The sequence below is a fragment of the Belnapia sp. AC561 genome (assembly GCF_979252845.1).
This window is the reverse complement of sequence record NZ_CEEDBP010000438.1, coordinates 1-242: the sequence shown is the minus strand read 5'-3', so window position 1 is coordinate 242 and position 242 is coordinate 1. Positions and strand designations below refer to the sequence as shown.

1 pseudogene is annotated in these 242 nt (G+C 77.3%); it reads right to left on the bottom strand.

The features are described 5' to 3' along the window. A pseudogene (locus AC0IW9_RS31765) lies at positions 1-242 on the bottom strand (hypothetical protein); the annotation flags it as partial.

Here is a 242-nt window from a genome sequence, read left to right as displayed (position 1 = left end):
GCCATGCTGCTGGTGGACCCGGCCGCCCGGCCCGGTGCGGCTGGTTCTGCGGCATGTCGAGGTCGAGCGGCACGGTGCCGACCAGGGCGCCCTCCAGCCAGGCGGCCAGCAGCACCCGGCGATTGCCGGCGACGTCGGAGGCGGCACGCGGCTTCTGGCGCAAGGCCGCCTCCGGCGCCAGGGGCCTGAGGTAGGAGACGCTGGCGGCGGCGGCGGCATCGAGGGCCTCCACCACCAGCCCG